We start from the raw sequence: 25,877 nt of genomic DNA, 5'->3' as shown, positions 1-25,877 counted from the left end.
AGGTGCAAAGCCTTCCTCGCAGGTCACGCAGCCGGATAAGCGCTGTCAGACGTCAATCGCCCGCGCAAGCCGCCACGTCGGATCGGCGTAAGCGCTTGCAAGCGCTTGCGTGCCCGGCCATATAGTTTGCGCATGACGCGACGACTCGCAGAGGTGGCCAAGAAGGTCGGGGTAAGCGAGGCGACCGTGAGCCGCGTGCTCAACGGCAAGCCCGGGGTGTCGGAGGCCACCCGCGAGGCGGTGCTCACCGCTCTCGACGTGCTCGGCTACGAGCGCCCCACCCAGCTGCGCGGCGACAGGGCCCGGCTGGTGGGGCTGGTCCTGCCCGAGCTGCAGAACCCGATCTTCCCGGCGTTCGCTGAGGTGGTGGGTGGAGCGCTGGCTCAGCAGGGGTTCACCAGCGTGCTGTGCACCAGGACCGTGGGCGGCGTCTCGGAGGCCGACTACGTCGACCTGCTCCTGCAGCAGCAGGTCAGCGGCGTGGTCTTCGCCGGCGGGCTGTACGCGCAGGCCGACGCCTCGCACGGGCACTACGAGCTGCTGCACGAGCGCAAGCTGCCGGCCGTACTGGTCAACGCGGCCGTCGACCACCTGGACTTCCCTCAGGTCTCCTGCGACGACTCGGTCGCCGCCGAGATCGCGCTGGCCCATCTCAAGGCCCTGGGCCACGAGCGGATCGGCATGGTTCTCGGCCCCAGGGACCACATGCCGTCGCGCCGCAAGCTGGAGTGCTTCCTCGGCCGGGACGGCGACCCCGCGCTGGTCGAGCACACCATGTTCTCGCTGGAGGGCGGGCACGCGGCGGCCTCGCGCCTGCTCAGGCGGGGCGTGACCGGCGTGATCTGCGCCAGCGACCTGCTCGCGCTGGGCACGATCAGGGCCGCGAAGCGGGCCGGGCTCGGCGTCCCCGCGGACGTCTCCGTCATCGGCTTCGACGACTCCGCGCTGATGAACTGCACCGAGCCGCCGCTGACCACGGTCCGCCAGCCGATCGACGCGATGGGCAGGGCCGCCGTGGACCTGCTCGTCGCCCAGATCGACAAGGCCGTGGTGCCGGCCGACGAGCTGCTCTTCGAGCCGGAGCTGGTGGTGAGGGCCTCGACGGCTCGGGCTTAACGCAGTCGTTATCTTGCAATGCTCCGTCGAAATATTGCGTGATCTCGTTGACGATCCTATGGTGTGGGCACCTCGCATCAGAAGGGTCAGACCCATGCAGAGATCGACGGGGCTCCTCTTAGTGGCCGCTCTAGGCCTGTCCGCCTGCGCGTCCACCAAGGAACCCAGCACCACCTCGGCGAGCGTCACCATCACGGTCGCCTGCCAGCCGGCCAAGTCCGCGCCCAAGGAGCGCCAGGCCTGGGACGACGACGTGGCGACCTTCATGAAGGCGCACCCCGGCGTGACCGTCAGGAGCACCGACCAGCAGCCGTGCTTCGACCCCAAGACGTTCGGCCCCAAGCTGGCGGGCGGCCAGATGGAGACCGTCTTCGTGGTCCCCGTCACCAACTACACCGACGTCATCGGCCAGGGCCAGGCCCTGGACGTCACCTCGTACACCGGCGAGATCAAGAACTGGAACGACCTGCGCCAGGACGTCCGTGCCCTGGTCACCAAGGACGGCAAGGTGTACGGCGTGCCGAACGTGCACTACGGCGTCGGCCTGGTCTACAACCGCAAGCTGTTCACCCAGGCGGGCCTCGACCCGAACAACCCGCCCAGGACCTGGACCGAGATCCGCGAGGCCGCCAAGAAGATCGCCGGCCTGGGCCCCGGCTACGTGGGCTACGGCGAGTACTCCGGCGGCAACACCGGCGGCTGGCACTTCACCCAGGCCATCTACGGCCGCGGCGGCAGCATCCTGACGCCCGACAACAAGAAGGCCGCGTTCAACTCGCCCGAGGGCAAGGCCGTGCTGCAGAACCTGCACGACATGCGCTGGGTGGACAACAGCATGGGCAACAAGCTGCTGGTCGGCTGGGAGTCGCTGATGATGGCGATGGGCGGCGGCAAGGTCGGCATGATGCTCGGCGCGCCCGACGTGGTGACCGACGTGGTCAACAAGTTCAAGGGCGACGTCGCCGACTACGGCATCACCGGCTTCCCCGAGGCCAAGGCCTCGCTCAGCGGCGGCGAAGCCTTCATGATCAACCCCAAGGCCACCCCCGCGGAGGCCAAGGCCGGCATGCAGTGGATCGACTTCCGCTTCAACACCGTCGGCAAGGGCCGCTTCGACTTCGCCCGCGGCAAGGCGCTCGGCAACCCGGTCGGCGTGCCCGACAACGACGTCTACGGCGACTCGCCCACCGGCAAGGCCATCCAGGCCGACCGCAAGGCCAACGCCACCCTGCCGGTCGACAACTACGAGCCGTACGTGCAGGCCGCGGCCACCATCCCGCCCAAGGCCGAGCCGGTCCACGCCCAGGAGCTGTACGCGATCCTCGACGTGGCCATGTCGGGGGTGCTGAGCCGGCAGAACGCCGACCCCGGCCAGCTGCTCTCCGACGCGGAGACCAAGGCCGACGCGATGCTGGCCGCCAAGGGCTGACCGTATGCACTCGATGAGCACGAGACGCCTGCCCGGCGTGCGGCGCAACCTGACGGCCTATGGATTCCTGTGCGCGGCGCTGTTCTGCTTCGCGGTGTTCGCCTGGTATCCGATGATCCGTGAGTTCATCCTGAGCTTCCAGAAGACGAACCTGATCGGATCGCCGCAGTGGGTCGGGCTGGACAACTTCACCGCGGTCGTCCAGGATCCGGCCTTCGGACAGGCGTGGCTGAACACGGTGGAGTTCACGGTGCTCGCGCTGCTGTGCGGGTACGCCGTGCCGTTCGTCGTCGCGCTCGTGCTCAACGAGCTGCGCCACGCCCGGGCCTACCTGCGGTTCGTGGTCTACCTGCCGGTCATGCTGCCGCCGATCGTGGCGGTGCTGCTGTTCAAGTGGTTCTTCGATCCCGGGCCCGGGCTGTTCAACCAGATACTGGACCTCTTCCACATCCCCGGCCTGGCCTGGCTGGACTCCTCCACGACCGCGCTGATCTCGCTGGTCCTCGTCTCCACCTGGATGAACATGGGCAGCGCGACGCTGATCTACCTCGCGGCGCTGCAGAACATCCCGCCGGAGCTGTACGAGGCGGCCGAGCTGGACGGCGCCGGGATCTTCAAGCGGATCAGGCACGTCACGATCCCGCAGACCCGGCTGATCCTGCTGCTCATGCTGATGCTGCAGATCGTGGCCACGATGCAGGTCTTCATCGAGCCGTACATGCTCACCGGCGGCGGCCCGGAGAACGCCACGGTCACGGTCGCCTACCTGATGTACCAGTACGCCTTCGTCTACGGGCAGAACTACGGCGCCGGGGGAGCGCTCGGCATGATGCTGATGATCGTCCTGCTTGCCTTCGCCGCCTTCCAGCTCCGCCTCACAAGAGAGGAAAAATCGTGATTTCGGTACGGCAAGGCCTTGCCGTACACGCGGAGCCCGCCGCGCCGGAGCCCGCGCGTCGGCGCCGAGAACCGCGCAGGCCGAAACCCATCGAGGTCCAGTTCCGCACGATCGTCTCGCCGCACCAGCTCAACAGCCGGTGGGGGCGGCGGATCTACTGGGCGGTCCTGATCACGGTCGTAGTCTCCTTCACGCTGATCTTCGTCTTCCCGCTGTACTGGATGATCACCGGGGCGATGAAGACGGGCGAGGAGATCGCCCAGATGCCGCCCACGCTCTTGCCCGCGCACCCGTCGCTGGATGCGTTCCTGGAGGCGTGGGACCTGTTCGACATCGGGACGCTGCTCCGCAACACCGCCTACTACGCCATCGGCGGCTGGCTGTTCTCCATGGCCGTCGACGTGGCCGCCGCCTACGCGCTGTCCAAACTGCGGCCGGCCCTCGGCCCCGTGGTGCTCGGCGCGATGCTGGCCACGCTGATGATCCCGCCGATGGTGGTGCTGATCCCGACCTACGTCACGATCGTGGATCTGGACCTGCTGAACAACCCGTGGGGCCTGTGGTTCCCCGCGGCGGCCAACGGCTTCAACATCTTCCTGCTCAAGCGCTTCTTCGACTCCATACCGCGAGAGCTGATCGAGGCCGCGCAGATCGACGGCGCGGGCGCGCTGCGGGTGCTGTGGTCCGTGGTGCTGCCGGTGTCCCGGCCGATCCTCGGCGTGGTCTCCATCTTCACGATCGTCAACGCCTTCCGCGACTTCGTGCTGCCGCTGCTGGTCATGTCCGACAGCGAGAAGATGACCATCAGCGTGGGCCTGTCGCAGACCGCGGGCGCGGTGTCGCAGAACCAGATCATGGGCGGCCTGGTGATCGCGAGCATTCCGACGATCATCGTCTTCTTCGTCTTCCAACGGCACATCATGGCGGGCCTCACCGCCGGATCGATCAAGGGGTGAGCATGTCGCGAACGTGGTGGCGGGGGGCCGCGATCTACCAGGTCTACCTGCGCAGCTTCGCCGACGGCAACGGTGACGGCGTCGGCGACCTGGCCGGGCTCCGGGGGCGCCTGCCGTACCTGAAAGAGCTCGGCATCGGGGCGATCTGGCTGAACCCGTGGTACCCGTCGCCGATGGCCGACGGCGGGTACGACGTGGCCGACTACCGGGACATCGAGCCGGTGTTCGGGACGCTGGCCGAGGCGGAGAAGTTCATCGCCGAGGCGCACGAGCTGGACATCAAGGTGATCATCGACGTCGTGCCCAACCACAGCTCGACGGAGAGCGCGTGGTTCGAGCAGGCGTTGTCCGACAGGTCGGTCAGGGAGCGGTTCTGGTTCCGCGACGAGCCGAACGACTGGAAGTCGATCTTCGGTGGGTCCGCGTGGACGCAGGTGGCCGACGGGCAGTGGTACCTGCACCTGTTCGCCCCGGAACAGCCGGACTTCAACTGGGAGAACCCGGAGGTGCACCAGGAGTTCGAGGACGTGCTGCGGTTCTGGTTCGACCGGGGCGTGGACGGCTTCCGCATCGACTCGGCGGCGCTGCTGTTCAAGAGCGAGAACAGCTACGAGGACCTCGACGAGGTCCACGACGTCTACCGCCGCTGGCGGGAGATCGCCGACTCCTACGGCGAGCGCATCCTGATCGGCGAGGTGTGGCTGCCCGACCAGGAGCGCTTCGCCCGCTACCTCCGGCCGGACGAGCTGCACACCGCCTTCAACTTCGACTTCCTGTCCTGCCCGTGGGACCCGGCCGAGCTGCGCAGGGTGATCGATCTGACGCTGGCCACGCACGCGCCGATCGGCGCGCCGCCCACCTGGGTGCTGTCCAACCACGACGTCACCCGGCCCGTCACCCGCTACGGCAGGGCCGACACCACCTTCGCGCACGGCGGCGCGCTGCATGGCACGCCGTCGGACCTGGAGCTCGGCTACCGCAGGGCGCGGGCGGCCGCGCTGCTGGCGATGGCGCTGCCCGGCTGCGTGTACGTCTACCAGGGCGAGGAGCTGGGCCTGCCCGAGGTCGAGGACCTGCCCGACGTCGTCCGCCAGGACCCGATGTACGCCAGGTCGGACGGCGCCAACCCGGGCCGCGACGGCTGCCGCGTGCCGCTGCCCTGGTCGGGCGAGGAGCCGCCGTTCGGCTTCGGTACGGGTACGCCGTGGCTGCCGCAGCCGGAGACCTGGCGCAAGCTGACCGCCGAGGCGCAGGCCGCCGACCTCGGCTCGATGCTCAACCTCTACCGCTCGGCGCTGGCGCTGCGCCGGGACCTGCTCGGCGACGGCACGCTCACCTGGCTGCCGCTCGGCGGTCCAGGCGTGCTCGCCTTCACCCGCGAGTCAGGGCTGACCTGCGTGGTCAACCTCAGTTCGGAGCCGGTACGGCTGCCGCCGGGCGAGGTACTGCTGGTCAGCGGGCCGCTGGAGGACGGGACGCTGCCCCCGGACACCGCCGCCTGGGTGTCCTGACACAGGCAGCGGACGGACGCCTCCACGAGAGAGCAGACGGCCGCCCGCCAGACGATGGGCCTAGCATCGTCGGATGCCACGTCTGCCGCGCCTGACACCGGACGACCCCGCCTCCCGCGCCCTCTACGACAAGATCGTCGGGGGCCCGCGCGGCACCTCGATGCTCGACCAGGAGGGCGGGCTGGCGGGGCCGTTCAACGCGATGCTGCTCAGCCCGGCGGTCGGCGACGCGCTGCAGGAGCTCGGGGCCGCCATCCGCTACCGCTCCGCGCTCAGCGACAGGGCGCGGGAGCTGGCCATCCTGGTCGTCGCCTCCGCCTGGGACAGCGCCTTCGAGCAGCAGGTCCACGAGCCCATCGCGCGCTCGCTCGGCCTCACGGACGCGCAGCTCACCGCCATCAGGTCCGGCAGGCCGCCCGAGCTCGGCGACCCGGCGGAGGCGGCGGTCGTCCGGGTGGCCACGGCGCTGGTGACCGGGCGGGACCTGGACGACGAGGAGTACGCGCTGCTGCCGGAGAGCGTGGTCTTCGAGCTGACCACGCTCGTCGGCTACTACAGCACCCTCGCCCTCCAGCTCCGCGTCTTCCGCGTCACGGGTTAGAGCTCCGCTAACGGCGGGCGAAGGCGGGGGCGTGTTCGGGACGCGGGCCGTACGCGATCAGCCGTGAAGGGATCTGGCGGAAGCCGGGCACGTGCCTGATCAGGAAGAGGAGCGAGCGGGGCGGCCCGCTGCGGCGGCCCTCGAACGCGGCGACGAACAGCACCCGCTGCAGCAGCTGCTGGGCCGCCTGCACCAGCGCGGTCGGCGGCCACCTGCGCCGCTGGACCCTGGCCAGGTCGCGCACCGTGACCTTGCCCTGGCGCAGCGGCCGGGCAAGCAGTGTGGCGGCGGCGACCGCGTCCTGGAAGGCCAGGTTGATGCCCACCCCTCCGGCGGGCGACATGGCGTGCGCCGCGTCGCCGATGAACAGCAGCCCGTCGGAGTACCAGCGGCGCAGCCGGTTGAGCCGGACGTCGAGCAGGTGCACGTCGTCCATGCTCGCGATGTGCTCGACCCGGTCGGCGAAGCGGGGCATCAGCAGCCGGATCCGCTCGCGGAACCGCTCCACTCCTTCGGCCCGCAGCTGCGCGTCCCGGCCCTTCACCGTGAAGTAGGCGATCTGGTAGTAGTCCTCGCGCACCAGGCAGACACCCGCCTCCGCGTCGCGGAATTCGACCCGCAGCGCCGCGATCTCGTCCCGCTCGCCCTCGAACCGCGGCAGCCGGAACCACCACGTGTCGAACGGCACGGGGAACTCCCGCGGCGCTTCCTCCCGCAGGACCGAGTTGCGCCCGTCGCACGCCACGGTCAGGTCGGCGCGCAGCTCACCACGGTTCGTGCGGACGCCGACCACCTTGCCGCCCTCGCGGAGCAGCCCGGTCACCTCGGTGTTCATCCGCAGCTCGAACGACGGCTCGCGCCGCCCGGCCTCGGCCAGGAAGTCCAGCAGGTCCCACTGGGGGACCATCGCGATGTAGTTGTACGGCGGGGGCAGCCGGCCGAAGTCCGTCAACCTCACCCGGTCGCCCTCGGGCCCGGGCGCGGACAGATCCCCCAGCCGGCTCTGGGGCAGCTCGCGGAACCCCTTGCCCAGGCCCAGCTCGTCGAGCAGCCGGATCGTGGACGCGTGCACGGTGTCGCCACGGAAGTCGCGCAGGAAGTCGCCGTGCTTCTCCAGTACGGTCACCCGGATCCCGGCTCTGGCCAGGAGCAGCCCCAGCATCATGCCGGCCGGGCCGCCTCCGGCGATGGCGACCGTGGTCTTGTCGGTCATGTCATGCCTCAATTCCTCCCTTGATGAATTTCCCTCCTTCGAGAGTACGCCGCGGGCTCGCGCGGATCCACCCACTGTCAGTGCCGGTAAGTAGGCTGTGCCGCGTGTCTTCCAAAGCCCAGCGCCTCGGCGTCGTCCCGTCCGTGTTCGCCGTGGAGCACCTGCCGCACGCCACCTTCCCTGAGGACGACGAGTGGATCGCCCTGGTCCGCGCCCCTGAGGGCCTCACGGTCGTGCGCGAAACCTGGCCCACGGGCTCGGGCGAGCGCTGGATAGGCCTGTACGGCGCAGCCACCGCGCACGGCCTGGACGCCACCGGCATGCTGGCGGCCCTGGTCGGTCCCCTGGGGGAGGCCGAGATCTCCGTCTTCGTCGCCTCCACCTACCACGCGGACCTGGTCCTGGTCCCGGAACACCGCATCGACGAGGCCATCGCCACCCTCGAATCCGCCGGCCACACGGTCGACACCACCCACCTCAAACCCCGCCCCACGCCCTGACACCCCCGCCGCCCCGTCCGCAAGTGCCCGCCCGGGCCTCAGCCCGAGGAGCCTGCATGACTCCTGGCAACGGCGCCCCAACGAGGGAGTGCCGTGTCGCGAGTCAGTCGCCGGGCTTCGGGTCGGGAAGTGTGGATGACGGCTGGCGACGGCGCCCTCCTGGGGTGCCGGTGTCGTGCGTCGCGAGTTGGTCGCCGCGCTTCGGGTGGGGGAGCGTGGATGACGGCCGGTGAAGGCGTCCCGTGAGGGAGTGCGAGGTCGCGGGTCGGGTGCGGGGGTGTGGTCCTGATCCGGGGGCTCTCAGGCGGACTCGCGGAGGATGAGTTCGGTGGGGAGGATCACGGGTGGGGTGGGGGTGCCTTCCAGGTGGGTGAGGAGGAGGGTCACCATGGCGGCCGCCTGCTCCGTGATCGGGTGGCGGATCGTCGTCAATGGTGGGTCGGTGTACTTGGCGGCTTCGATGTCGTCGAAGCCGACCACCGCCACGTCGTCGGGGACGCGGCGGCCTGCCTGGCGCAGCGATTGGAGGGCGCCGACGGCCATGAGGTCGTTGGCGACGAAGACGGCGTCCAGGCCGGGGTCGTCGCGCAGGAGCTGGCGCATGGCGACCGCGCCGGACTCGCGGGTGAAATCGCCCACCGCGACGATCGAGCGGCGGTCCGAGTCGCGCAGGACGTTGCGATAGCCCGCCAGGCGGTCCTGCCCACCGATCATGTCCTGGGGACCGGCGATCGTCGCGATGCGGCTGCGGCCCAGCTCCACCAGCCGCCGCACGGCCGCCTCGGCGCCGCCCACGTTGTCGTTGTCGACGTAGGGGATGTCCACGGGTACGGCGGGCCTGCCGTACGAGACGACAGGGACGCGCAGGCGCGCGAGGGCGGCGGGAAGCGGGTCGGCGCCGTGCATCGAGATGAGCATCGCCCCGTCGACGTGGCCACCGGCGATGTAGCGCTCCACTCGGGCGTGGCTGCGCGCGGAGGAGGCGAGCATGAGCACGACCTGCTTGTCAGCGGCCTCCAGTTCGACGCTGGCCGAGCGGATCACGGTCGAGAAGAGCGGGTCCTCTGAGAAGACCCGGGTCGGCGGCTCGGAGACGACCAGCGCGATCGAGTCCGTGCGCTGGGTGACCAGGCTGCGCGCGGCCGAGTTGGGGACGTAGCCGAGCTCGTCGATGGCGTGCAGGACGGTCTCGCGGATGTGCGGGGCCACGGTCGACAGGCCGTTGACGACCCGGGACACGGTCGCGCGCGAGACCCCGGCACGGGCGGCGACCGCCTCCAGCGTGGGCCGCTTCATCCCGCGATCCCACGGACGGTGAGAGGAGCCACGCCAGGAGCCTAGCCCCCACCGCCCACCCACGCCGCCGCCCAGAACCGCCGGCCCAGCGAGCAGACCGGCAGAGCGGACACCAGGAGCACCGAGTGGCGGGGTGGACTCCGGGAGCGCCGGGCGGCAGGGCTGCTCCTGGGAGCGTCGGCAGCCGGGGGACGGCGACAGGGGGCAGGTCAGGCGGATTCGCGGGTGATCAGTTCGGTGGGCAGGATGATCGGGGTGCCGGGGCGGCCGGCGAGCAGGTCGAGCAGCAGCCGGACCATGGCCGCCGCCTGCTCGGGGATCGGGTGGCGGACCGTGGTGAGCGCGGGCTCGGTGAACCTGGCGGCCTCGATGTCGTCGAAGCCCACCACGGCCACGTCGTCCGGCACCCGGCGCCCCGCCTGCCGCAGCGACTGCAGCGCCCCGATGGCCATCAGGTCGTTGGCCACGAACACCGCGTCGAGCGCCGGATCGTCGCCCAGCAGCTGCCGCATCGCCGCGGCGCCCGACTCGCGGGTGAAGTCGCCGACCGCCACGATCGAGCGCCGGTCGGACCCGTTGAGGACGTTGCGGTAACCGGCGAGCCGGTCCTGCCCGCCGATCATGTCCTGCGGCCCCGCGATGGTGGCGATCCGCCGCCGGCCGGAGGCCAGCAGGTGCCGCACGGCCGTCTCGGCGCCGCCCACGTTGTCGTTGTCGACGTAGGGAAGATCGACGGGTACGGCGGGCCTGCCGTACGACACCACAGGGACGCGCAGGCGTGAGAGGGCGGCGGGGAGGGCGTCGGCGCCGTGCATCGAGATGAGCATGACGCCGTCGACGTGCCCGCCGGCCACGTAGCGCTCGACCCTGGCGTGGCTGCGTGCCGAGGCGACCAGCATGAGGATGACCTGCTTGTCGGCCGCCTCCAGCTCGACACCGGCCGAGCGGATCACCGTGGAGAACAGCGGGTCCTCGGAGAAGACCCGGGTCGGCGGCTCGGAGACGACCAGCGCCACCGAGCCCGTGCGCTGGGTGACCAGGCTGCGTGCGGCTACGTTCGGCACGTAGCCCAGCTCCTCCACCGCGCGCAGCACGGCGTCGCGGATGTGGGGGGCCACGGTGGGCCGGCCGTTGACGACCCGGGAGGCGGTCGCCCTGGACACTCCGGCCCTGACGGCGACCGCCTCCAGCGTGGGGCGCTTGATCACAGCCCGTTCCCCGCGATCACGTCGCGGAACCACAGGGCCGAGTCCTTCGGCGTCCTGGCCTGCGTGGCGTAGTCGACGTGCACCAGCCCGAACCGCTGGTCGTATCCGAAAGCCCACTCGAAGTTGTCCAGCAGCGACCACACCAGGTATCCACGCACGTCGGCGCCCGCCGCGATGGCGTGCCCCACCTCCCGCAGGTGCCCGGCCAGGTAGGCGATCCGGTCCTCGTCGTGCACCCTGCCGCCGGCCACCACGTCGTCGAAGGCGGCCCCGTTCTCGGTGACCATGAAGCCCACCTCCGGGTAGTCGCGCGACAGCCGTACCAGCAGCCTGGACAGGCCGTCGGGCACGATCGGCCAGCCCATCGCGGTGGTCGGCGCGTCGGCCGCGGCGAACCTGATGCCCTCCGAGCCGGGCCAGGCCAGGTCGGCGGGCTCGCCGGGGGCGGCCTGCACCACGCACGGGTTGTAGTAGTTGATCCCGACCAGGTCGATCGGCGCGCTGATGATCTCCAGATCGCCGTCGCGCACCTCGTGCCGGACCTCATCGGGGTAGCTCCCGCGCAGCACCGGATCGAGGAACCGGCGAGTCAGCAGCGCGTGGATGCGGTCGACGGCCGCCGCGTCCGCCTCGCTGGGCACCGAGCAGGGGTCGTTGACCTGCGCCGGAGTCAGCACCGGAGCCGAGTTGACCACCAGCATGAGGCTGCGCGCCCCGAGCTCGCGCAGCCTCCCCGCGGCCAGCCCGTGGGCCAGCAGCAGGTGGTGGGCCGCCCGCTCGGCATCGCCCGCGTCCTTGTGCCCCGGCGCGTGCACGCCGTTGCCGTAGCCGAGGAAGGCCGACACCCACGGCTCGTTCAGCGTCGTCCAGTGCTCGACGCGGTCTCCCAGCCTGTCGTGTACGGCTACCGCGTAGTCGGCGAAGCGGTAGGCGGTGTCTCTGACCGGCCACCCACCCCGATCTTCGAGGGACTGGGGAAGATCCCAATGATAGAGAGTCACATACGGCGAAATTTCGGCTTCTAGGAGTGCGTCTACGAGTTTGTCGTAGAAGGCGAGACCTTTCGGGTTTGCCGGACCTGTGCCGTCGGCCTGGATGCGCGGCCAGGCCACCGAGAACCGGTAGGCCTTCAGCCCCAGCTCGCGCATCAGGCGGACGTCGGACCGGTAGCGGTGGTAATGGTCGCAGGCCACGTCCCCGGTGTCGCCCATGGCGACGTTGCCGGGAGTCCGGGAGAAGGTGTCCCAGATCGACGGGCCCCGCCCGTCCTCGTCGACCGCCCCCTCGATCTGGTAGGAGGCCGTGGCGGCGCCCCAGACGAAGCTCTCCGGAAATCTCATCCCTTAACGGCTCCTTGCATGATTCCGCCAATGATCTGCCGACCGAACAGCGTGAAGACCACCACCAGCGGGAGCGTCCCGAGCGCCGTGCCCGTCAGCCCCAGCACGTAGTCGTTGACGTAGCCGCTGGCCAGCGTGGACAGCGCCACCTGCACCGTCGGGTCGTCCGGGGTGAGCACGACCAGCGGCCAGAAGTAGTCGTTCCAGGCCGACATGAACGTCAGCATCCCCAGCACGGCCGCCGCCGGCCGGGCGGCCGGGATCACCACGTGCCAGAACAGTCCCCAGGTCGTGCACCCGTCGACCCGCCCCGCCTCGAGCAGCTCGCTCGGCAGCGCCTTGGACAGGTACTGCGTCATGAAGAACACGCCGAACGCGTTGACCAGCGCGGGGACGATCAGCGCGTAGGTGGTGCCGGTCCACTCCAGCTTCACCATCAGCATGTACAGCGGGATGATGCCGAGCTGGGTCGGCACCATCATGGTCGCCACCGTGATCAGCAGCAGCGCGCTCCTGCCGCGGAAGCGCAGCTTGGCGAAGGCGAAGCCGGCCAGCGTGGAGAAGAACATCACCGCGATCGAGATGGAGCCCGCCACCAGGACCGAGTTCGCCAGCGCGAGCCCGAACGGCACGGTGTCGAACACCCGGGCGACGTTGGCCAGGAAGTTCCCGCCCGGCCACAGCGGCGGCGGCACGTCGGCCAGCGCCGAGTTGTGCCGCGAGGCCACAACCACGCTGTAGTACAGCGGGAAGGCGGAGAAGAAGGCCACCGCGATCAGCGTCAGATACCGCAGTCTCATCGCATCCGCCTGGTGAGCGCGTAGTTGATGCCCGCCACGACCGCCACGAACAGGAACATCACCCAGGAGGCGGCCGAGGCGTATCCGAAGTCGAACTTGGTGAAGCCCTGCTCGTAGACGAACAGCGCGAGCGTCTGGAACTGCCTGTCGGGCCCGCCGCTGGCGATGCCGCCCCCGCCGCCGCTGCTCGCGCCGTACAGCAGCGGTTCGGCGATGATCTGCATGGCGCCGATGGTGGAGACGATCACCACGAACACGATCGTGGGCCGGATCATCGGCAGCGTGATCTTACGCAGCTGCGTGAAGCCGGAGGCGCCGTCGATCGTGGCGGCCTCGTACAGCTCGCGTGGCACGGCCTGCATGGCGGCCAGGAAGATCAATGCGTTGTAGCCGGTCCACCGCCACATGATCATCGTGGAGAGCGCGAGGTGGGAGGTGGCCGTGCCGGCCGCCCAGTCGATGCTGCCCACGCCGAACCACGACAGCACCCAGTTGATCAGCCCGTAGTCGCGGCCGAACAGCTGGCTGAAGATCACCACCACGGCGACCACGCTGGTCACGTTGGGCAGCAGGAGCGAGATCCGGAAGAAGGTCTGCCAGCGCAGCGGCCGGTTCAGCAGGTGCGCCAGCCAGATGGCCAGCAGCAGCTGCGGCACGGTGGACACGACGCCGATCGACAGCGTGTTGAAGGCGGCGTTCCAGAAGTAGCCGTCGGACAGCAGCGTGCCGAAGTTGTCCAGCCCGACGAAGGCGTGCTCGTCGGAGGTCAGCGTCCAGTCGTGCAGGCTCACCCACGCCGTGAACAGCAGCGGGAACAGCCCGAACGCGCAGAACAGCAGGAAGAAGGGCGCGACGTAGGCGTACGGCGACACCCTCACCTCGAGGGTGCGCCGCCGCCTGGGGAGAGCCACGGACAGCGCGCTCATTTGATTTTCTTGACGTCCTCGAGCACCTGGGCCCACGCCTGGTCGGGCGTCTGCTTGCCCTGCTCGACCCGGCCCAGGCCGTCACCGATCGCGGTGCGGACGTCGGGCTCCTTGGGGCCGAGGTGCTGCGGCTTGAGCGCCTTGGCGGCGTCGGAGTAGATCTTGCCGATGGGGGCGTCGCCGAAGAACGGCTTGGTGAAGTTCTGGATCGACGGGTCGTCGTAGAGCGCCGGGATCGAGGGGAACGTGCCCTCCTCCTTGAACACCCTGGCCTGGTTGTCCTTGGAGGTCAGGAAGTCGATCAGCTCGGCCGCCTCCTTCGGGTGCTTGCTCTGCTTGGGCACCATCAGGTGGGATCCGCCGCTGTTGCCCGACCCACCGGGCACGGTGGCGATGTCCCACTTGCCGGTCGCGTTCTTGGCCTGCTCCTGGATGAAGCCCGTCATCCAGGCCGGGCAGATGATCGTGGCGAACGACCCCTTGGCGAAGCCGGTGTTCCACGGCGGCGAGAAGGCGGCCAGCTTGGCGGTCAGCCCGTCCAGGCTGAGCTGGTTGGCCAGGTCCCAGGCCTGCTTAACGGCCGGGTTGCTGCCCACGACGATGGTGTCCTGGTCGTCGTAGAGGCCCTGCGGCGCCTGGTTGACCATGGCGCGGAAGATCTCGCCGGGAGAGTCGACGAACTTGGCGCCGGCGACGTCGGCCGCGGCGAACTTCTTGCCCGTCTCGATGTACTGCTGCCAGGTCGGCCACAGCTCGGCCACCTTGGTCCGGTCGGTCGGCAGGCCCGCCTTCTTGAACAGGTCCTTGCGGTAGCACATGGCCAGGCCGCCCACGTCGGTGCCGAGGCCGAGCAGCTGCTTGCCGTCCTTGCTGAGCCCCTGCTGCCACTTCCAGTCCAGGTAGTCGCTCTGCCGCCTGCCCAGCCCGAACTGGTTGAGGTCGTTGAAGCGGCTCGCCTGGGCGGTGAACGTGCTGATGTAGCCCACCTCGACGGCCTCGATGTCGGCCGCGCCGGAGTTCGTGGCCAGCTGCTTGATCAGGTTGTTGTGGTGGTCGTTGAACTGCGTCACCTGCTCGGTGATCTCGATGTCGGGGTGGGTCTTCCTGTACTCCTCGTAGAGCGGCTTGAAGCCGAAGTCGCCGAAGAGCGCGACGGTGAGCTTCACCTTCTCGCCCGGCTTGGCCGCGGGCGGCGTGGAGCCGCCGCCGCCACCGCAGGCGGCCGCCAGGGCCACCACACAGGCACTGATCAGGGGTACGGCGAGCCGCGGTTTCATGGCAACCCTCCAGGGGGCGGGGGAACGGGTTGAGAGAGCGCTCTCTCGAAAGGGTGCTGCGCGTCACAGAGTGCGTCAACGAGTGCGAGATAACGATGAGAGAACGCTCTCTCGAGAGCTCGAGCCCGCGGGCTTGAGAGAATGTGCCCGTGCAGATCCTGATCCCCGCGCTCGTCGCGGCCCTGTTACCGCTGGCTCCCGCCGCCTCCACCGCCGGCACCGCCACCACCTCCACCGCGACCGACGCCGGCTCCACCGCGACCGCCACCGACGTCTACCGCGACTACGCGCAGCTCGCCGCCCACGAGGTCGAGGGGAAGGACTACCTGCGCGTCCAGCGCTTCCCCGCCGGCGCCAAGGTGGCGCACATCGCCATCCACGGCGGCGCCATCGAGGCCCCCACCACCCAGCTGGCCGACCAGGCGGCCGCCTCCACGCGCCAGGCCTTCTACTCCTTCGAGGGGATCAAGGCCGCCGGCAACAGCAGGCTCCACATCACCTCCACCCACTTCGACGAGCCGAAGGCCGTCAAGCTGGTCGGCGCCGTGGACTACACCGTGTCCTGGCACGCCGCGTCAGGCGCCAACGCGACCACCTACGTGGGCGGGCGGGACAAGAAGCTGATCCGGCGCGTCACCGCGGCGCTCAAGGCGGCCGGGTTCGGCGTGGCGGCGACCGTACCCGAGGAGATCGGCGGCGACAGCCCGCGCAACATCGCCAACAGGAACCGCCGCGGGATGGGCGTCCAACTGGAGATCAGCCGCGGCCAGCGCGAGCGGTTCTTCGCCGACGGCAGGCTGGGCCGCGCCTGGGTCGAAGACCCGTCTCACCGGACCAAGGCGTTCTACCGCTACATCGCCGCCGTCAACCGGGCCCTGTCTTAGAACAGGACGCGGCCTACCAGCCTGGAGTACATGCGGCTCGGGCTCGGGGTGGTGACCAGGAAGCCGGGGAGCATCGGCAGCTTCACTGCGAAGGGCTGCAGGCGCTCGTAGAGCTCGTTGGCGTCGGCGGGGCGCTCCTCCGGCTTCTTGGCGAGCAGCTCCGACAGCAGCACACCGAGCCCGTCGGGCAGATCGGGCACGCTCGGCGGGCTCTCCTTGACCTGCTTCTCGAAGACCACGTAGTCGGTTGGCCCGGTGAACAGCTGGCGGCCCGTCAGCATCTCGTGCAGGACGCAGCCCAGCGAGTACAGGTCGCTGCGGGGCTCGGCGATGCCGTGCTGGATCTGCTCGGGCGCCATGTAGGCGGGCGTGCCGAGGATCTGTCCGATCCTGGTGAACGTGGTGACGTCCGCGTCGCGCAGCATGGCCAGGCCGAAGTCGAGCACCTTCACGCTGCCGTCGGGGCAGAGCATGAGGTTGGTCGGCTTGAGGTCGCGGTGGCAGATCGACAGCGCGTGCGCCGCCGACAGCACGGCGGCCGCCTGTGCGGCGATCGCCGCGGCCCAGGGAACGGGCAGCGGGCCGTGCTCGCTGACGACGTCGGCCACCGTGACGCCCTCGATGAACTGCATCACCTGGTAGAGCCGCTGCTCGTGGGTGCCGAAGTCGTACAGCACCGGCGCGCCGGGGTGCTCCAGGCGGGCCAGGATGCGCGCCTCGCGGATGAAGCGCCGCTCCATCTCCTGGTCGGGGCCGCTGGGCAGGCGCAGCAGTTTGATGGCGATCCGGCGGTCGAGGTGGCGGTCGTGACCGGCGTAGACCGCGCCCATGCCGCCCTGCCCCAGGGGAAGGTCGTCGAGCTCATAGCGGTCGCCGATGACCATTCGCCCCTCCCCGCATCCTTTCCGGAAAAACTACACCGTCCTGCCGTTCCAGGAGAGCGGCATCGCCTGTCCGCCCGAGGCTCACGGTCAGGAGGAGTGGGGGTGGAGGTGGCCGTCGGTGAGACCGTCCAGGCCGAGGCGGATCAGCGTCTGCCCGAGCGCCGCGGTCTCGCGCAGGGCGTCCTCCAGTACGGCCAGCTGTCTGAAGGCCGCGCCGTACTGCCGCTGCTCGTCGAGCGAGAGCCGCGGCAGGCGGGTGCGGCGCACGTCGAAGCGGCTGGAGCCGGTCGTGGCGCGCCCGCCCGCGGCACGCAGGAAGCCGGCCAGGAAGTCGGGGTCGAGCCGCCTGGCGTCGACCCGGTAGAGCGTCAGGTGCGGGCCGAGCACCGCGCCGCCCTCGGTGATCACCCGGACGCTGGAGTAGGACGCGACCACGTCGAAGGGCTCCACGAAGACCAGGCCGTCGGGTACGGCGGTGCGGCCCGAGGCCGTGGCGCCGGTGGCCACGTCGTCGGCCGTCAGGACGGGGATGTCGCCCCCGTCGGCGACCATCTTCGGCGGCGCCTGGAGCGCGGTCACCAGGCCCTCCTTGATGAGGTCGCCGACCGTCGTCATCGGCTGGTCGAGCGGCTGGTCCAGCACCTTCAGGTCGGGCGGCGTGGCGGCCGCGGCCATGAAGCGGTCTCTGGCCTCGGTGAAGGCCCTGCCCAGGTCGTCGCGGCGCTGGTGGCGGGCGGGGGTCATGTCGACCTCGTCGGCCAGCAGGTCGATAATGCGCACCGTCTGGTCGGAACGGTCCTCCAGGTAGGCGCGCCAGGCGGGCTCGACGCCCTTCAGATCCTCCGTGGCCTCCAGGATGAGCACCTCGGACGGCGGGCGCTCGCCGGCCATGGGCCTGCGCAGCAGCCACAGGTCGCTGCCGGGGAGCGCGATCACGGCCCTGAGTGCGCCCGCGCGCAGCAGGTTGGCCCTGATGCGGCGGCCTGCCTTGCGGCTGGCGGCGGCCGGCGGCATCAGGATGGCCACCAGGCCGCCAGGGAGCACGTGGCCCAGGCAGTGCTGCACCCAGGCCAGCTCGGGCTCGCCGCGTGGCGGCAGACCGTACTCCCAGCGGGGGTCGCCGGTGAGCTCCTCGTAGCCCCAGGTCCGCTCGTTGAAGGGCGGGTCGCAGACGACGGCGTCGGCCCGCTTGCCGGGGAACCCGTCGTGGCGCATCGCGTCGCCCGCCACGATCTCCGCCTGGACTCCGCGCAGCCGGAGCCGGGCGGCCGCGATGCAGGCGGAGTCGTCGCTGAGGTCCTGCCCGAGCACGCGTACGGAGTCGCCGGCGGCCAGCAGGAGCGTGCCCACTCCGGCGGCCGGGTCGAGGACCGTGCCACGGTCCGCGGTGGCCAGCCGTACCATCAGCGCGGCGATGTCGTCCCGGGTGACGGAGAGCTGGCGGGAGTGGGCCTCCAGGTAGCGCTCGACCAGGAACTCGTAGGCGGTGAGCGCGCCGAGCTGCTCGGCCAGCTCGGTCATCAGGCCCGCCGTCTCGGGCTCCAGCGTGCTCTCGCCCACCGTGAGGAGGGCGCCCGCCTCGGCCACGAGCTCGCCCAGGCGCAAATCGCCAGCGGCTTTCAGTCGTTGCCACACCCGATCACCCAGTGATACCTGGTAGGACTTCCCATAGCGGCGCAGCCACGCCTCGACCTGTCGCAGCGAGAACAGGGGCTGGTTGGCGGTGCCGCCGATGGGTGCGGGGAAGTCGTCGTGGCGGCGGCGCCAGTTGCTCACCGCGGCCCGCCCGACACCGGCGAGCCGGGCGATGTCCCCGGCATTGACGGTCGGGTCGTGGCTCATGGAGCCCACAGTAGTTCACAAGAGTCTTCAGCGCATCTGCTTGTGAAGTCTTTCAACCAATGATTTACTGCAGGGTATGAAGCACAACATCCGCTATGCCGCCGGATCAGACGTGGGCCGCCGCAGGGAGCAGAACGAGGACTCGGGCTACGCGAGCGCCCGGCTTCTGGTGGTTGCGGACGGGATGGGCGGGCACGCGGCGGGGGAGCTGGCCAGCTCCGCGGCGATCGCAGTCATGCGTGAGCTGGATGGGACGCTTCCCGAGACGGGCGCCGACCTGGAGGTCGCGCTGGAGGGCGCGGTGCACGAGGCGGGGCGCCGGCTGGTCGAGCTGGCCGACATCGACCCCGCGCGCAGGGGGATGGGGACCACGGTGACCGCCATGCTGTTCGACGGCTACCGCTTCGCCCTGGCTCATCTCGGTGACTCCCGCGGATATCTGCTGCGCGACGGCGCTCTTTACCAGATGACCAAGGATCACACACTTGTCCAGTCGATGGTGGACGAAGGGCGGATCACGGAGGATCAGGCGGCCGTCCATCCCCGCCGGTCGATGGTGCTGCGGGTGCTGGGCAGCGAGGGCAGGGCGGAGCCCGACATGGCGTTGCGCGAGGCTGAGCCCGATGATCGCTACCTCCTCTGCTCCGACGGTCTCACCGCGGTGCTGGGCCCCGAGGCCCTGCACGAGGTCCTGACCACGGTGGCAGACCCGGCGGCCGCGGTCCAGCGTCTCATCGACCTGGCCAATCAGGGCGGTTCACCGGACAACGTGACCGTCATCGTCGCCGACGCGGTGGCCCCGGGTGACGGTGACACGAAGGTCTACAGGGTGGGCGCGGGCTCCTAACATGGATCGTAGATAGCCTCAGCTGCCTCAGGAGTCACAAAGCCGAAATTTCAGCTGATATGTAGACACTTTCCGGGTGTGGCGCGCGGATTCGCGATCGTACTACTACAGTCCATCGTGATCTGCTTGGCCTACGGGAGGAGTCGCCCTGGACCCGATCGCGGAGGCGTTGCTCAAGGAGATCCGCTCGGAGCTCGGCTATCGCGAGAAGGGCGGGGGACTCAGCAAGTTCGGTCAGTGGTACGCCACGCGCGTCCAGGACACGCAGTACCGGGACGGCCCATGGTGCGACATGCTCATCGCCTGGGCCGCCGACAGGGCGGGCGTGGGAAAGTACGTCGGCCAGTTCGCCTGGACGCCGTCCCACGCCAAGTGGTTCATGACCATGCACGCCTGGACCAGCAAACCCGAGCCGGGCGCGCTGGTTTTCTTCGACTGGAGCGGCGGCAAGAGCTACCAGGGCATCGACCACGTCGGCATCGTCGAGAGCGTGTCGGGCTCCAAGATCCACACCCTTGAGGGCAACATCGACCGCGGGGTGCTCAAGGCCAAGACCCGCGACACGGGAAAGATCGTCGGGTACGGCGTGCCACGCCTGGTCAAGGCCTACCTCGACGCCGACGGGATCCGGGCCACCGAGCGGCCCTTCGTGATGGCGCAGCCGCGGCCCGAGCGGCCGGTGTCGCTCGACTTCGGGATGATCCCGCAGGTCGTGTTAGCGACGATGGTCCTGTTGACCGTGATGCTGTCGATGAGGTGGGTCCGGTCCTCCGGCCGCCACCGCCGCGGTCTGCTCGCCCTCCTGCCTTTCTTCAGCCGGGCCGCCGCCAAGCCCGCCCCCGCCGCCGTCCCCCGGCCTCGCAGTGCCCCCTCGTCGGGTGTGAAGCGGTCGTCCGGGGTGAAGCGGGCGGATGCCTCGTCCGGGGTGAAGCGGGCCGGTGTGCGCAAGCCCGAGGTGCGGCGGACCGGCAGCCCGATGCCCGGGGTCGAGCGCGTGCACGCCACGCCGTCCGGCATCCACCGCTCCAGCCTCCGGACGGACCGGGAGATCGACGACACCGGCCGTTTCCTGCCTTACCTGGAACGTTCTCCCGAGGACAAGCCCGTGCGCCTGCGCCCCTACGAGCCCAAACCCAGGAAGCGCACTCCCGCCTGACTCGGTGCTGCCCCGGCGTGGGGATTGCTAGGACGTCCTACTATCCATTTAGTAGGACTTCCTAGTACCTTCGGAAGGGAAGCCCCTCACAAAGGAGTGATCTGGCGTGCACGTTCCGGCGCATCCCGTTCGTTTCGTGACCGCCGCGGCCCTGTTCGACGGCCATGACGCGGCGATCAACATCATGCGGCGGATCCTGCAGTCGCAAGGCGCCGAGGTGATCCATCTCGGCCACAACCGCTCCGTCGACGACGTCGTCACCGCGGCCATCCAGGAGGACGTCCAGGGCGTGGCCATCAGCTCCTACCAGGGCGGGCACGTCGAGTTCTTCTCCTACCTGGTCGAGCTGCTGCGCGAGCGCGGCGCCGGCCACGTCAAGGTGTACGGCGGTGGCGGCGGCGTCATCGTCCAGGACGAGATCGACCTGCTCCACGAGCGGGGCGTGACCCGGATCTTCTCTCCCGAGGACGGCCAGCGGCTCGGGCTCCCCGGCATGATCAACAAGCTGATCGAGGAGTGCGACCACGAGCTGACCGGCGAGCCGTCGGTCGAGGCCGTGGTCTCCGGCGACCAGGCCGCGCTGGCCCGCGCCATCACGCTGATCGAGTCGGGCCGCGCCTCCGACTCCCTCCTCGAGGGGCTTCATACGGCCAGCCGTACGGCACCCGTGCTGGGCATCACCGGCACCGGCGGGTCGGGCAAGTCGTCGCTGACCGACGAGCTGGTACGCAGGCTGCGCGTGGACAACGACGACAAGCTGCGCATCGCGATCGTGGCCATCGACCCGACGCGCAGGCGTGGCGGGGGAGCGCTGCTCGGCGACCGGATCCGGATGAACAGCCTGAGCGGGCAGACCTACTTCCGCTCGCTGGCCACCAGGGGCGCGGCCAACGAGGTGCCGGCCTGCCTGGACGACGTGATCACGGCCCTCCGCGCGGCCGGCTACGACCTGGTGGTCGTGGAGACGCCGGGCATCGGGCAGGGCGACGCGGGCATCGTGCCGCACGTGGACGTGCCCATCTACGTGATGACGCCGGAGTTCGGCGCGGCCTCGCAACTGGAGAAGATCGACATGCTCGACTTCGCCGAGGCCGTGGCGATCAACAAGTTCGAGCGCCGCGGGGCCGAGGACGCGCTGCGCGACGTGCGCCGCCAGCTCGTGCGCAACCGCGAGGCGTTCGGCGTCAAGCCGGATGACATGCCGGTCTTCGGCACGATCGCGGCCCGCTACAACGACGCCGGGGTGACGGCGCTGTACCACCACCTCAAGGGGGTTCTGGTGGACAAGGGCATGCCGGTGGGGCCCGGGCTGCTCACGCAGGTCGAGGGGCGCACGTCGAAGGCGGGCGCGGCCATCGTGCCGCCCGCCCGCGTCCGCTACCTGGCGGAGATCGCCGAGTCGGTACGCGCCTACCACGCCGAGACGCTGGAGCAGTCCGAGCTGGCCCGCCGCCGCCAGCAGCTCGCCGCCGTCAGGCAGTTGCTGGCCGCCCCGGGCGAGGCCGCCGGCGAAGCCGGTGACGCCACCGCGGCCCGTCTCGCGGAGCTGGCCGAGCAGGCCGACCGCGAGCTGACACAGGAGAGCAGGCACCTGCTCGACGAGTGGCCGTCGGTCAAGGAGCAGTACTCGGCCGACGAGCTCGTCGTGAAGGTGCGCGACAAGGAGATCCACACTCCGCTGTGGCGCGAGACCCTGTCAGGTAACCGGATCCCGCGGGTGGCGCTGCCGCGCTTCGAGGACCACGGGGAGCTGCTGCGGTTCCTGCGCGCTGAGAACCTGCCCGGCCGGTTCCCGTTCACGGCCGGGGTGTTCTCCTTCAAGCGGGACGACGAGGACCCGACCCGGATGTTCGCCGGGGAGGGCGACCCGTTCCGCACGAACAGGCGCTTCAAGCTGCTGTCGGAGGGGCAGCCCGCCACCCGGCTGTCGACGGCCTTCGACTCGGTGACGCTGTACGGCCACGACCCCGACGTCCGCCCCGACATCTACGGGAAGGTCGGCACCAGCGGGGTCTCGATCGCGACGCTCGACGACATGAAGGTCCTCTACGACGGGTTCGACCTCCAGGCGCCGAACACCTCGGTCTCGATGACGATCAACGGGCCGGCGCCCACGATCCTGGCGTTCTTCCTCAACGCCGCCGTCGACCAGGCCGTCGAGCGGTTCACCACGGAGCACGGCCGCCCGCCGTACGAGGAGGAGGAGCGCGAGCTGCGCGCCAGGACCCTGGCCACCGTCAGGGGGACGGTCCAGGCGGACATCCTCAAGGAGGACCAGGGGCAGAACACCTGCATCTTCTCCACCGAGTTCTCGCTGCGCATGATGGCCGACATCCAGGAATGGTTCATCAGGAACCGGGTGCGGAACTTCTACTCGGTGTCGATCTCCGGCTACCACATCGCCGAGGCGGGCGCGAACCCGATCAGCCAGCTGGCCTTCACGCTGGCCAACGGGTTCACCTACGTCGAGGCGTACCTGGCGCGTGGCATGAAGATCGACGACTTCGCGCCCAACCTGTCGTTCTTCTTCTCCAACGGCATGGACCCCGAGTACAGCGTGCTCGGCCGCGTCGCACGCCGGATCTGGGCGGTCGCGCTGCGCGAGAAGTACGGCGCGGCGGAGCGGGCACAGAAGCTCAAGTACCACATCCAGACCTCCGGCCGCTCGCTGCACGCCCAGGAGATGGACTTCAACGACATCCGCACCACGCTGCAGGCCCTCATCGCGATCTACGACAACTGCAACAGCCTGCACACCAACGCCTACGACGAGGCCGTCACGACGCCCTCCGCGCAGTCCGTACGGCGGGCCATGGCCATCCAGCTGATCATCAACCGCGAGTGGGGCCTGGCACGCAACGAGAACCCGCTGCAGGGCTCGTTCATCATCGACGAGCTGACCGATCTCGTCGAAGAGGCCGTGCTGCAGGAGTTCGAGCGGCTGTCGGACCGCGGCGGCGTGCTCGGCGCGATGGAGACCGGCTACCAGCGCGGCAAGATCCAGGACGAGTCGATGCTCTACGAGACCCGCAAGCACGACGGCTCGCTGCCGATCATCGGCGTGAACACCTTCAGGAACGGCGACGAGGGCACGTCCAAGACCCCCGAGCTGGCCCGCGGCACCGAGGACGAGAAGCAGTCGCAGCTGCGGCGGCTGCACGACTTCCACGAGCGGCACCGCACCGAGGCGCCCGAGGCACTGGCCAGGCTGCGCGCCGCCGCGATGTCACAGGAGAACGCCTTCGAGGTGCTCATGGACGCGGCCCGCGTCTGCTCGCTCGGGCAGATCACCGAGGCCCTGTTCGAGGCCGGTGGCCAGTACCGGCGCAACGTGTAGCCCTCGATAGGATCGATCGCATGTCTACCATCACCCTCAAGGGCAACCCGGTCACCGTGGGCGGCACCTTCCTCCAGCCGGGTGACGCCGCGCCGGCCTTCTCCCTCGTGGGCAAGGACCTCTCCGACGTCACCCTGGCCGACTTCGGCGGTCAGCAGAAGGTGCTCAACATCTTCCCGAGCATCGACACCGGCGTGTGCGCCGCCTCGGTGCGCCGCTTCAACGAGGTCGCCTCCGAGCACCCCGAGGCCGTCGTGCTGTGCGTCTCGGCCGACCTGCCGTTCGCGCAGAACCGCTTCTGCGGCGCCGAGGGCCTGGACAACGTCGTCACGCTGTCGACGATGCGCGGCAGCGAGTTCCTCACCGAGTACGGTGTGGCCCAGGAGACGGGGCCGATGGCCGGCCTCGCCGCGCGGGCCGTGGTCGTGCTCGACGGCGACAACAAGGTCGTCCACTCCGAGCTGGTTCCGGAGATCGCCCAGGAGCCCGACTACGAGGCCGCGCTCAAGGCGCTGCGGTAACGACCTTGTAAGGGTTGACCCCGGCATTCGGATCTAGGGTCAGATGACATGACACAGTTCGTCGTCATCGCCAAGGAGCCGGTGCCGGGGCGCGTCAAGACGCGGCTGACTCCGCCGTTCACGCCGGCCCAGGCGGCGCGGCTGGCGGAGGCCGCCCTCTCCGACACGCTCTGCGCTGTGGGCACCGGCGTGCTGGCCCTGGAGGGGTTGCCGGGGATGTGGCTTCCGCCGGGTTTCACGGTGATCCCGCAGCGCGGCGACGGGCTGGACGAGCGGCTCGCCTGGGCCTTCGCCGACGCCTCCCGGCTGCAGGCCGGGCCCCTGGTGCTCATCGGGATGGACACCCCGCAGGTCACCCCCGGACTGCTGCACTCCGCGGCGGACGCTCTCACCCGCTGCGACGCGGTCCTCGGCCCTGCCACGGACGGCGGCTTCTGGCTCCTCGGGTTCCGCCGGCCGGATCCTCGGCTGGTGCTCGGGGTGCCCATGTCACGGGCGGACACGGGGGCGCTGCAGCTCGCCCGGCTGGTCGAGGCGGGCCTCGACGTCCACCGCCTCCCGACCCTCACGGACGTCGACACGGCCGCCGACGCCTTCCACGTGGCATCCCACGCTCCCGACTCCCGCTTCACAGCGACCCTACGCAGCCTCACAGCCCCCCTGGAAGCCGCGCACCGATGACCGGCAATCTCTACGTGCCCCGCCCGGAAGCGGTGGGGCGGTGATCGGGGAGATCTACGGGGACGCGCTCGCTGGGGCGGCGGTCGAGATCGAGTACGTGAACGGCGACGTCGTCCCGCTCGAGGCCGCCCAATGGTTCACCCCGATCCCTGGGGACGAGGCGATCCTGCGGCACTGCACGGGCCCCACGCTCGACATCGGCTCCGGTCCCGGCCGCCTCACCGTGGCGCTCACCCGGCGCGGCGTCCCGGCGCTCGGCATCGACATCACGCCGCACGCCGTACACCTGACCCGGCTGGCGGGAGGATTCGCCCTGATCCGCGATGTCTTCGCCGAGATCCCCGGTACGGGCCGCTGGTCCACCATCCTCCTGGCGGACGGCAACATCGGCATCGGCGGCCACCCCCGAGCCCTCCTCCGCCGGGTCAAACAACTGGCCCGCCCCGGCGCCCTCGTCATCGTCGAACTCGCCCCGCCCACCACCCCCAGCCGAGTCGACCAGGTCCGCCTCCGCCACGCCACCTCAACGGGCCCCTGGTTCCCCTGGGCCACGGTCTCGGCCACCGACATCCCCCGCCTGGCCACCGACACAGGCTTCGCCCTCACCCACTGCCACCCCCACAACTCCCGCTGGCTGGCCCACCTCCGCTGACG

At 70.0% G+C, this 25,877-nt stretch carries 23 protein-coding genes; 14 read left to right on the top strand and 9 right to left on the bottom strand.

Features of this window, described 5'->3' with window-relative positions; genetic code table 11:
* Window positions 1-132: 132 nt before the first annotated feature.
* From ACIBHX_RS27265 to ACIBHX_RS27240, 6 genes are all read left to right on the top strand, one after another.
* Window positions 133-1,116, top strand: a complete 984-nt coding sequence (locus ACIBHX_RS27265) for a LacI family DNA-binding transcriptional regulator (RefSeq protein WP_397070090.1) — start codon at window positions 133-135, stop codon at window positions 1,114-1,116.
* 94 nt (window positions 1,117-1,210) lie between these two features.
* Entirely contained in the window at window positions 1,211-2,545 is a 1,335-nt protein-coding gene (locus tag ACIBHX_RS27260; RefSeq protein ID WP_397070089.1) for an ABC transporter substrate-binding protein, read from the top strand.
* A gap of 13 nt (window positions 2,546-2,558) precedes the next feature.
* Window positions 2,559-3,443, top strand: coding sequence for a carbohydrate ABC transporter permease (locus ACIBHX_RS27255; protein WP_397070088.1), 885 nt, complete (start codon window positions 2,559-2,561; stop codon window positions 3,441-3,443).
* Window positions 3,440-4,399 (top strand): carbohydrate ABC transporter permease, encoded by a 960-nt coding sequence (locus tag ACIBHX_RS27250; protein ID WP_397070087.1) that lies wholly within the window; start codon window positions 3,440-3,442, stop codon window positions 4,397-4,399. The genes ACIBHX_RS27255 and ACIBHX_RS27250 overlap by 4 nt, the downstream gene beginning before the upstream one ends.
* A 2-nt stretch (window positions 4,400-4,401) precedes the next feature.
* Window positions 4,402-5,910, top strand: coding sequence for a glycoside hydrolase family 13 protein (locus tag ACIBHX_RS27245; protein WP_397070086.1), 1,509 nt, complete (start codon window positions 4,402-4,404; stop codon window positions 5,908-5,910).
* Window positions 5,911-5,983: 73 nt separating this feature from the next.
* Window positions 5,984-6,511, top strand: coding sequence for a carboxymuconolactone decarboxylase family protein (locus ACIBHX_RS27240; protein WP_397070085.1), 528 nt, complete (start codon window positions 5,984-5,986; stop codon window positions 6,509-6,511).
* Between the two features lie 7 nt (window positions 6,512-6,518).
* On the opposite strand, the gene ACIBHX_RS27235 is transcribed toward ACIBHX_RS27240, so the two are convergent.
* Window positions 6,519-7,724 (bottom strand): FAD-dependent oxidoreductase, encoded by a 1,206-nt coding sequence (locus ACIBHX_RS27235; RefSeq protein ID WP_397070083.1) that lies wholly within the window; start codon window positions 7,722-7,724, stop codon window positions 6,519-6,521.
* 104 nt (window positions 7,725-7,828) lie between these two features.
* Between ACIBHX_RS27235 and ACIBHX_RS27230 the strand changes: the two genes are divergently transcribed.
* Window positions 7,829-8,224 carry an ACT domain-containing protein gene (locus ACIBHX_RS27230; RefSeq protein WP_397070082.1) on the top strand — a complete coding sequence of 132 codons (396 nt, stop codon included), beginning with the start codon at window positions 7,829-7,831 and terminating at the stop codon, window positions 8,222-8,224.
* Window positions 8,225-8,524: 300 nt separating this feature from the next.
* Here the strand turns inward: ACIBHX_RS27230 and ACIBHX_RS27225 are convergent, their stop codons facing one another.
* From ACIBHX_RS27225 to ACIBHX_RS27200, 6 genes are all read right to left on the bottom strand, one after another.
* Window positions 8,525-9,520, bottom strand: coding sequence for a LacI family DNA-binding transcriptional regulator (locus ACIBHX_RS27225; RefSeq protein ID WP_397070081.1), 996 nt, complete (start codon window positions 9,518-9,520; stop codon window positions 8,525-8,527).
* A gap of 209 nt (window positions 9,521-9,729) precedes the next feature.
* Window positions 9,730-10,725 (bottom strand): LacI family DNA-binding transcriptional regulator, encoded by a 996-nt coding sequence (locus ACIBHX_RS27220; protein WP_397070267.1) that lies wholly within the window; start codon window positions 10,723-10,725, stop codon window positions 9,730-9,732.
* The gene (locus ACIBHX_RS27215) at window positions 10,725-12,068 is read right to left on the bottom strand and encodes a GH1 family beta-glucosidase (RefSeq protein ID WP_397070080.1); all 1,344 of its coding nucleotides are present in this window, start codon (window positions 12,066-12,068) and stop codon (window positions 10,725-10,727) included. The genes ACIBHX_RS27220 and ACIBHX_RS27215 overlap by 1 nt, the downstream gene beginning before the upstream one ends.
* Entirely contained in the window at window positions 12,065-12,868 is an 804-nt protein-coding gene (locus ACIBHX_RS27210; RefSeq protein WP_397070079.1) for a carbohydrate ABC transporter permease, read from the bottom strand. The genes ACIBHX_RS27215 and ACIBHX_RS27210 overlap by 4 nt, the downstream gene beginning before the upstream one ends.
* A complete protein-coding gene (locus ACIBHX_RS27205; RefSeq protein WP_397070078.1) occupies window positions 12,865-13,794 on the bottom strand; it encodes a carbohydrate ABC transporter permease in 930 nt (309 codons plus the stop codon). The genes ACIBHX_RS27210 and ACIBHX_RS27205 overlap by 4 nt, the downstream gene beginning before the upstream one ends.
* Window positions 13,791-15,071: an ABC transporter substrate-binding protein gene (locus tag ACIBHX_RS27200; RefSeq protein WP_397070077.1), complete on the bottom strand. Its 1,281-nt coding sequence runs from the start codon at window positions 15,069-15,071 to the stop codon at window positions 13,791-13,793. Before ACIBHX_RS27200 ends, ACIBHX_RS27205 begins: the two co-directional genes overlap by 4 nt.
* A gap of 149 nt (window positions 15,072-15,220) precedes the next feature.
* Between ACIBHX_RS27200 and ACIBHX_RS27195 the strand changes: the two genes are divergently transcribed.
* A complete protein-coding gene (locus tag ACIBHX_RS27195; protein WP_397070076.1) occupies window positions 15,221-15,955 on the top strand; it encodes a poly-gamma-glutamate hydrolase family protein in 735 nt (244 codons plus the stop codon).
* On the opposite strand, the gene ACIBHX_RS27190 is transcribed toward ACIBHX_RS27195, so the two are convergent.
* Complete coding sequence (locus tag ACIBHX_RS27190; protein ID WP_397070075.1) at window positions 15,952-16,839, bottom strand: serine/threonine-protein kinase; 888 nt, start codon at window positions 16,837-16,839, stop codon at window positions 15,952-15,954. The genes ACIBHX_RS27195 and ACIBHX_RS27190 overlap by 4 nt on opposite strands.
* Before the next feature lie 87 nt (window positions 16,840-16,926).
* On the bottom strand, window positions 16,927-18,681 hold the full coding sequence (locus ACIBHX_RS27185; protein ID WP_397070074.1) for an N-6 DNA methylase: 1,755 nt from the start codon (window positions 18,679-18,681) through the stop codon (window positions 16,927-16,929).
* A 76-nt stretch (window positions 18,682-18,757) separates the two neighbouring features.
* On the opposite strand from ACIBHX_RS27185, the gene ACIBHX_RS27180 reads away from it, so the two are divergent.
* From ACIBHX_RS27180 to ACIBHX_RS27155, 6 genes are all read left to right on the top strand, one after another.
* On the top strand, window positions 18,758-19,528 hold the full coding sequence (locus ACIBHX_RS27180) for a PP2C family protein-serine/threonine phosphatase (RefSeq protein ID WP_397070073.1): 771 nt from the start codon (window positions 18,758-18,760) through the stop codon (window positions 19,526-19,528).
* Between the two features lie 169 nt (window positions 19,529-19,697).
* Window positions 19,698-20,684: a CHAP domain-containing protein gene (locus ACIBHX_RS27175; RefSeq protein ID WP_397070072.1), complete on the top strand. Its 987-nt coding sequence runs from the start codon at window positions 19,698-19,700 to the stop codon at window positions 20,682-20,684.
* Between the two features lie 106 nt (window positions 20,685-20,790).
* Window positions 20,791-24,021, top strand: a complete 3,231-nt coding sequence (gene icmF / locus ACIBHX_RS27170) for a fused isobutyryl-CoA mutase/GTPase IcmF (RefSeq protein WP_397070070.1) — start codon at window positions 20,791-20,793, stop codon at window positions 24,019-24,021.
* A 20-nt stretch (window positions 24,022-24,041) separates the two neighbouring features.
* A complete protein-coding gene (tpx, locus tag ACIBHX_RS27165; protein WP_397070069.1) occupies window positions 24,042-24,542 on the top strand; it encodes a thiol peroxidase in 501 nt (166 codons plus the stop codon).
* Window positions 24,543-24,590: 48 nt separating this feature from the next.
* The gene (locus tag ACIBHX_RS27160) at window positions 24,591-25,223 is read left to right on the top strand and encodes a TIGR04282 family arsenosugar biosynthesis glycosyltransferase (RefSeq protein WP_397070068.1); all 633 of its coding nucleotides are present in this window, start codon (window positions 24,591-24,593) and stop codon (window positions 25,221-25,223) included.
* Window positions 25,224-25,263: 40 nt separating this feature from the next.
* Window positions 25,264-25,875 carry a class I SAM-dependent methyltransferase gene (locus ACIBHX_RS27155; protein WP_397070067.1) on the top strand — a complete coding sequence of 204 codons (612 nt, stop codon included), beginning with the start codon at window positions 25,264-25,266 and terminating at the stop codon, window positions 25,873-25,875.
* Window positions 25,876-25,877: the final 2 nt, after the last annotated feature.

Source organism: Nonomuraea sp. NPDC050536 (genome assembly GCF_044457685.1).
In the GTDB taxonomy this organism is placed as follows: domain Bacteria; phylum Actinomycetota; class Actinomycetes; order Streptosporangiales; family Streptosporangiaceae; genus Nonomuraea.
The sequence above is the reverse complement of the archived record's forward strand: the minus strand, read 5'-3'. Positions and strand labels throughout refer to the sequence as shown.

What these genes read in the sequence shown, in the direction of transcription:
- ACIBHX_RS27215 (WP_397070080.1), bottom strand. Translation starts at nt 12,068, where the DNA reads ATGAGATTTCCGGAGAGCTTCGTCTGGGGCGCCGCCACGGCCTCCTAC.
- ACIBHX_RS27245 (WP_397070086.1), top strand. Translation starts at nt 4,402, where the DNA reads ATGTCGCGAACGTGGTGGCGGGGGGCCGCGATCTACCAGGTCTACCTG.
- ACIBHX_RS27190 (WP_397070075.1), bottom strand. Translation starts at nt 16,839, where the DNA reads ATGGTCATCGGCGACCGCTATGAGCTCGACGACCTTCCCCTGGGGCAG.
- ACIBHX_RS27260 (WP_397070089.1), top strand. Translation starts at nt 1,211, where the DNA reads ATGCAGAGATCGACGGGGCTCCTCTTAGTGGCCGCTCTAGGCCTGTCC.
- ACIBHX_RS27210 (WP_397070079.1), bottom strand. Translation starts at nt 12,868, where the DNA reads ATGAGACTGCGGTATCTGACGCTGATCGCGGTGGCCTTCTTCTCCGCC.
- ACIBHX_RS27255 (WP_397070088.1), top strand. Translation starts at nt 2,559, where the DNA reads ATGAGCACGAGACGCCTGCCCGGCGTGCGGCGCAACCTGACGGCCTAT.
- ACIBHX_RS27225 (WP_397070081.1), bottom strand. Translation starts at nt 9,520, where the DNA reads ATGAAGCGGCCCACGCTGGAGGCGGTCGCCGCCCGTGCCGGGGTCTCG.
- ACIBHX_RS27185 (WP_397070074.1), bottom strand. Translation starts at nt 18,681, where the DNA reads ATGAGCCACGACCCGACCGTCAATGCCGGGGACATCGCCCGGCTCGCC.
- ACIBHX_RS27180 (WP_397070073.1), top strand. Translation starts at nt 18,758, where the DNA reads ATGAAGCACAACATCCGCTATGCCGCCGGATCAGACGTGGGCCGCCGC.
- ACIBHX_RS27235 (WP_397070083.1), bottom strand. Translation starts at nt 7,724, where the DNA reads ATGACCGACAAGACCACGGTCGCCATCGCCGGAGGCGGCCCGGCCGGC.
- ACIBHX_RS27200 (WP_397070077.1), bottom strand. Translation starts at nt 15,071, where the DNA reads ATGAAACCGCGGCTCGCCGTACCCCTGATCAGTGCCTGTGTGGTGGCC.
- ACIBHX_RS27160 (WP_397070068.1), top strand. Translation starts at nt 24,591, where the DNA reads ATGACACAGTTCGTCGTCATCGCCAAGGAGCCGGTGCCGGGGCGCGTC.
- tpx (WP_397070069.1), top strand. Translation starts at nt 24,042, where the DNA reads ATGTCTACCATCACCCTCAAGGGCAACCCGGTCACCGTGGGCGGCACC.
- ACIBHX_RS27265 (WP_397070090.1), top strand. Translation starts at nt 133, where the DNA reads ATGACGCGACGACTCGCAGAGGTGGCCAAGAAGGTCGGGGTAAGCGAG.
- ACIBHX_RS27205 (WP_397070078.1), bottom strand. Translation starts at nt 13,794, where the DNA reads ATGAGCGCGCTGTCCGTGGCTCTCCCCAGGCGGCGGCGCACCCTCGAG.
- ACIBHX_RS27240 (WP_397070085.1), top strand. Translation starts at nt 5,984, where the DNA reads ATGCCACGTCTGCCGCGCCTGACACCGGACGACCCCGCCTCCCGCGCC.